This window comes from Flavobacterium sp. AK-301, from assembly GCF_058310215.1.
In genome coordinates this window covers 21835-28023 of sequence record NZ_JBZEES010000018.1, presented here as the reverse complement: position 1 = coordinate 28023, position 6189 = coordinate 21835, and the positions used below count along the sequence as shown (strand labels likewise).

The 6189-nt window shown below is 32.0% G+C and carries 9 protein-coding genes; all 9 read left to right on the top strand.

Features of this window, described 5'->3' with window-relative positions; translation table 11 throughout:
* The coding region (locus tag AC4FQX_RS14875; RefSeq protein WP_491168511.1) for a DUF2380 domain-containing protein at positions 1–1044 on the top strand (1044 nt) is incomplete at its 5' end.
* An 8-nt stretch (positions 1045–1052) separates the two neighbouring features.
* The gene (locus tag AC4FQX_RS14870; protein ID WP_491168510.1) at positions 1053–1559 is read left to right on the top strand and encodes a hypothetical protein; all 507 of its coding nucleotides are present in this window, start codon (positions 1053–1055) and stop codon (positions 1557–1559) included.
* 138 nt (positions 1560–1697) lie between these two features.
* Positions 1698–2543 carry a hypothetical protein gene (locus AC4FQX_RS14865; protein WP_491168509.1) on the top strand — a complete coding sequence of 282 codons (846 nt, stop codon included), beginning with the start codon at positions 1698–1700 and terminating at the stop codon, positions 2541–2543.
* Positions 2540–3184: a hypothetical protein gene (locus AC4FQX_RS14860; protein WP_491168508.1), complete on the top strand. Its 645-nt coding sequence runs from the start codon at positions 2540–2542 to the stop codon at positions 3182–3184. The genes AC4FQX_RS14865 and AC4FQX_RS14860 overlap by 4 nt, the downstream gene beginning before the upstream one ends.
* Before the next feature lie 196 nt (positions 3185–3380).
* Positions 3381–3560 carry a hypothetical protein gene (locus tag AC4FQX_RS14855; protein WP_491168507.1) on the top strand — a complete coding sequence of 60 codons (180 nt, stop codon included), beginning with the start codon at positions 3381–3383 and terminating at the stop codon, positions 3558–3560.
* Positions 3561–3564: 4 nt separating this feature from the next.
* The gene (locus tag AC4FQX_RS14850) at positions 3565–3867 is read left to right on the top strand and encodes a DUF5958 family protein (protein ID WP_491168506.1); all 303 of its coding nucleotides are present in this window, start codon (positions 3565–3567) and stop codon (positions 3865–3867) included.
* Between the two features lie 200 nt (positions 3868–4067).
* Entirely contained in the window at positions 4068–4556 is a 489-nt protein-coding gene (locus tag AC4FQX_RS14845; protein ID WP_491168505.1) for a hypothetical protein, read from the top strand.
* Between the two features lie 224 nt (positions 4557–4780).
* Positions 4781–5353: a hypothetical protein gene (locus AC4FQX_RS14840; RefSeq protein ID WP_491168504.1), complete on the top strand. Its 573-nt coding sequence runs from the start codon at positions 4781–4783 to the stop codon at positions 5351–5353.
* 214 nt (positions 5354–5567) lie between these two features.
* Entirely contained in the window at positions 5568–6116 is a 549-nt protein-coding gene (locus AC4FQX_RS14835; protein ID WP_491168503.1) for an REP-associated tyrosine transposase, read from the top strand.
* Positions 6117–6189 lie beyond the last annotated feature (73 nt).

The window sequence follows — 6189 nt, the reverse complement described above, 5'->3', positions numbered from 1 at the left end:
GAACATTTACAGAGTGTAGGTATTATCCATATGAACGGTCGTTTATACGATCCTAAAGTACATCGTTTTCTGCAACCGGATAATTTTATACAAGATCCTTCCGATACCCAGAATTTTAATAGGTATGGTTATGTATTAAACAATCCGATGGCGTATACCGATCCTAGTGGGGAGTTTATTTTTGGCGGTATAGAAGTAATAGGTATTAGCTATGGAGCACAAATAGGCATATCCGCCGGTATAGCCGGAGTGTCCTATATGGCAGACCGTTGGAACGATCCCGGATTTGCAAACTGGCGCGCTAAAAACCTGAACTTAAAAAACTGGGGAGATAAAGCAAAATCCGTAGGGAAATGGACCGAAAGAAATTATAAATCGATAGGGGATTCTATTTCTAAGTTTTTCAAAGGGAATAGGAACAAAACGGTCAAAGTAGCGATTTATACGACCAATTTTTCAGGACCTATGCCGGATAATACGGGATTTGTAAATAATATGACGGGGAGTACTGGGGGAGGTAATACAAGTTTTGTTCAGTATGAACCTATTGTTCCAGATTATCAGATTGCTCCGGCAAAAAGTGAGTTAAGTACTTTTGGAGCTGTAATGAGGTTTTTAGATGGTGGTATAGTTACTCATAATGGAAGAAGGTTCCTTGTTAATAATGATGGATTTGCTACAGATGTAGCTCCTGTAGGAGGTTTAGGAGCTCTTGATTTAGTTGGAGGAGGAGGAGTTAAAGGACTTCTTAATGCGCCTAAAACATTACATAAACACCATGTTTTTCCTCAACAATTTAGAAAATGGTTTACTAAAAATGGAATAACAAATATTGATGATTACGCAGTACAAATAAGTACACAAACTCATCTTAGAGGAGTTCATGGGAAAGGTTTGGGTAAATTACCAGGTAGATGGAATCAAAAGTGGACTGAATTTATAAAGAAGTATCCAAATGCTACACCTTCTCAAATTTTCCATCATGCAGAAGGAATGTTAAAGGAATATAATTTGGAATATTTGAGATATGTAAAATATAAATAAAGATTATTATGAAAAATATATCATTAAATGGAGAATCATTAGAGTTAAATATAGGAGAATTATATTTTATAATAGATGCTTTATATTTAAACGAGATTAGGAATGAAATAAAGTTTCAAAATATAAATAAAATAGGAAAAGAAGATATAAGAGAGAAAATATTTCCCTATACAGACACTCCTTTTGCTGAGTATAAGTCTAATAAAATAATATTTGATCTAAATAAAATAAAAAAAGTTGATTATAGTGAAGTTATTATAGGTGATAATTCGTTTTTTTCATCAGATACAGGATTACTTATAATCATAAAAGAAGAAATATTAATAGAATTTATTAGGGTTTATGATTATGAAAAATTAGTTGAATCATCTAGTGAGCTTATTAATGAAAAGTATTGGGCAGAAATATCTTCTAAATATAAACCAACGGATATAGGATTAATCTTATCTCCAGGAATAAATTCCGATTATGAATTTGATGGAGGAGGAACTTATAGAGTAGTGTCTTGTCCTTAAATAAGTGTCTTGTCCTGAAATAGGTTTACACAAAAGAGAAACAAAAAAGGAATATTTTTTATACCCGCAATGAGGAGCTATTAGTAAAGTTATAGTATAGTAAAATATACCGATCCAAGTGAGGTTATAATTGAAACGATGGCACTTTTCTGGGGTGCTCAAATGGGTATATCTGTCGGTATAACGGGTATATCCTATATTGCCAATCGTTGGAACGATCCTGGATTTAAGAACTGGCGAGCCAAGAACCTGAATTTAAAAAATTGGGGAGATAAAGCAAAATCCGTAGGGAAATGGACCGAAAGAAATTATAAATCGATAGGGGATTCGATTTCAAAGCTTTTCAAAGGGAATAAGAACAAAACGGTCAAAGTAGCGATCTATACGACCAATTATTCAGGACCGATGCCGGATAATACGGGATTTGTCAATAATATGACAGGAAGTGCCGGAGGAGGAATCGGGGGTACTATAAAATCCATTGTACCGGATTATCAAATAGCTCCGGCAAGAAGCGAACTAAGTACCTTCGAAAATGTAATGAATTTTCTGGATGGAGGCAGAGCAATTACTCATAATGGTGCTGGGCTTCTGGTTGATAGAAATGGTTTTGCTACAGGATTTGCTCCTGTTGGAAGTTTAGGAGCTCTTGATTTAGTTGGTGGAGGGGGTGCTAAAATGGGAATGAAGGCTTTAACAAACGGTGGAACGAAGTTATTGAACCAATTCAATAATGCAGAAAGTTTGATTCAGGGAGCAGGTAATTTAACCAAAGTAAAAGCAGGAATGCAAGGTTTTGTAAAAGGAGATGGGGCTTCTATTTTCAAAACAATAACGAAAAAAGGAATACTACAGTCAAATGGTCAATATTTAATGTCAAATGGAATGCAAATAGGGAGCCACCTTTCAAAAACGACAGGGGCTTATACTATTCATATTACACCTAATATAGGTAAAATGATTAAAATTCGTGTAACACCATGATAGAACAAATAAAACATTTAGAATATTATACTGAAAACTATTGGTTTTCTACTTCGTCAAGATTAGTCCCTGCTAATAAGTGGGGAAACAGAAAACTTGCAGAGATATATTTACAGAAATATTGGTTAACAGAACTAGAATATCAAACAAAATGGAAACCAATACAAGATAAAATATTTATTCAGGATAAGGTTTTACCAGATTTGGTTTATCGTCCGGAATTTGCAATGATAGCTTTAAGAGGTGGTTGTTTGTTTGTTGAAGAAGACTTTAAGCAACTACAACAAGCTATGCGAGAAATAGATGAAGAATATTTTGTAATTATTCAATGTTCACAAGAATTTATGGACGGTGAGCCAATGTTTAAAATGAAATTTCCAGTAAATATTACTTGGGATGAATTGATAAGTGGTAATTATATATCAGCTGTTCTTTTTGAAATGAGTTACAATGAGTATTTTGTTTTTGGAGCAAGTGGAAAGTGGGGTAAATATTCGGCTAATGATTATGAATATCCACTGGATATAATCGGTTTCAAATCTGAATATTCAACGATTTTTAGAGAACAATTTAAACAATCCAAAGAAGAACAAACAGAAATAAAACAATGGTTACCGCATAAATATAAAGAATTAATTTGATTGTCTTGTTCTGATATAGGTTTACTGTCTTGTCCTGAAATAGGTTTACACAAAAGAGAAACAAAAAGGAAATATTTATTCTCTGCTGGCGCGAGCATCTTGCTCGTGTCCTAGTTCTTAATGTTTTAGTTTATTTTAACTCTAGGAAATAGTTTTATGTGGTCACGAGCAAGATGCTCGCGCTAGCGGGGGTAATATGTCAGATTGGGATTATATTATAAAAGGAGGAATTAAAAATAGTAGAGAATGGTCTAAAATTAAGAATTCTTTACCAGGTTCACGTTCTTCATTAGATAACACTAGACGAAATGTAGATCTTTTAAAAGGTTCTCTTGATCCAACAAAACCTCATATAATTATTAATCCACGTCGTTAAATTTATGAAAATAGAAGAAGAAATATTAGTTAATAAGTATGGACAAGGGCTGATACCTATAAATCAACTTTTAGTCTTGTTTGATAGTTTCAATGTTACTGATAAAAAAGATTTTTTAATTAGTATTCTAGATTTGATTATGCAATCAAAACCAACAGATTTAGATATAGAACCAGCTATTGAACAAAGTAGATTGAAACCAACATATACTCCTTGTGTTTTAATAAAGAAAGGTGTTGCAAGTCATAATTTACTAAAACTGTCTTGTCCTGAAATAGGTTTACACAAAAGAGAAACAAAAAGGTAATATTTACTTCCTGCTGGCACGAGCATCTTGCTCGTGTCCTAGTTCGTAATGTTTTAGTTTATTTTAACTCTAGGAAATAGTTTTATGTGGTCACGAGCAAGATGCTCGCGCCAGCGGGGGGAAGCAAATATGGGTAGAAACGATTAAAGGTAAAATTACAAACGCAGGTGTAAATACAATCTCAAGATAAACTTAATATTATGGATACAATAAATTTTGATATAGAAAAACATATTAAATCGTATAAAGAAAAAATAGATACTGGAACCTCTTTTAAAGATGATTATATAAACTTAATACTACTTTATTGGACTATTTCATTTGATTATGGTTTAGAATCGTATTGCATAACAAATAATATTTTTTCAACTAAAGAAATTTTAGAATTTCCAGTTGCAGTTAATAATATATTTGATATAGCACTCAAAGAATATCCTATTGATAATGAACTGTTATTTTGGAAAATGTATATAGAAGAAAATGACACGTATTCTCCATGTTTATATAAACAAGAGATTATTAGTTTATCAAAAGATAATGAGTTTCTTTTACCTTATTTTTATCTATATGTGCAATGTAATGAGTTGATTGAAACAGAATTAAAAAAATTAAAAACAGAATTATTGAAAGAAAAAAATAGTTATAAAAAATATTATATACTTTCTTATTTAGAAGAAATAACAACTTAAAGTGTCTTGTCCTGAAATAGGTTTACACAAAAGAGAAACAAAAAGGAAATATTTACTCCCTGTTGGCACGAGTGTCTTGCTCGTGTCCTAGTTCTTAATGTTTTAGTTTATTTTAACTCTAGGAAATAGTTTTATGTGGTCACGAGCAAGATGCTCGCGCTAGCGGGGGAGCATTAAACTTAATACTTGTATACTTTAAAATAAATACAAAAATAAATACAAAAATGAAACAACAATTTTATGCATTTCTGGCACTTTTATCTTGCCATATCGTTACATCACAAACTACAGAAGTAGAAAAATCAATGTTTAATATTGATGTTAGTATAGGTGCATTTTCAGGAGTCAATCTGAATTACGAAATAAAAATAGTGAATGATATTACATTGAAAAGTGGAGTGGGGCTTGATTGGGCTTATTTTGAAAGAGAAGCTGACAATAAAAGATTTAATTTTTTAACCCCGGCTTTAAATATAGAACCACGTTGGTATTATAATTTTAAAAAGAGAAGCAGTAAAGGAAAGCAGACGAGAAATAACAGTGCTAATTTTATAGCTTTCTCATTATATTATCATCCGGATTGGTTTGCTATATCTGATAAATACGGGACTATTGATGAACAAATAACTATTAACCCAAGATGGGCGATCCGACGTAATATGGGGCGTTCTAATTTTAATTATGAGCTTGGAGTAGGAATTATGCAGACGTTCCTCTTGAAAAAACAATCTAAATACAGAAATGATACCTCAGAGACGAACATAGATTTACATATTAAAATAGGTTATAGATTGTAATATTAAAAAGTAAGATGTTTGTGCCATCGGGGGAAAGTGTAAAGAATCCCCTGCTGGCGCGAGCATCTTGCTCGTGTCCTAGTTCTTAATGTTTTAGTTTATTTATAAGTTCTAGGAAATAGTTTTACTGTGATCACGAGCAAGATGCTCGCGCCAGCAAATAAATAAAATTGTAATTTATAAAAGTTACCGTTTTTTATAATTTAAAAATAAAATGAGTAGAAAATATAAATTTGGAGAAAAAGAAGGAGCTTATTTTGTTTCGTTTGCAACTGTTAATTGGATTGATGTATTTACAAGAGACACTTATTTTTCTATTGTTATAGAGTCATTAGAATATTGCAGAAAAGAAAAAGGAATGGAGCTTTATGGATATTGTATAATGCCAAGTCATATTCATTTAATTTTTCGTTCTTTACAAGGTGATCCTTCCGGATTAATGAGGGATTTTAAAGGATTTACTTCCAGAAAATTATTAAAAGAGATTGAAGAGAATTTACAAGAAAGTAGAAAAGAATGGATGCTTTGGATGTTTGAAAGGGCAGGGAAGAAAAATAGTAATGTAAAACACAGGCAGTTTTGGCAGCAGAATAATAATCCAATTGAAATCTGGTCACTCAAAGTATTTGATCAAAAGCTGAATTATGTCCATAATAATCCTGTAGAAGCGGGTTTTGTTACCAATCCGATAGATTGGAAATATAGTAGCGCAAGGAATTATGGAAATGACGATTGTACTGTTTTAGAAATAGATATAAATTGACTTTTAGTAACAAGTAGTTGGTGCGAGTAATTTTGCTCATGTCCTATGTGGTATAAATTTCTAAATTTTCGGG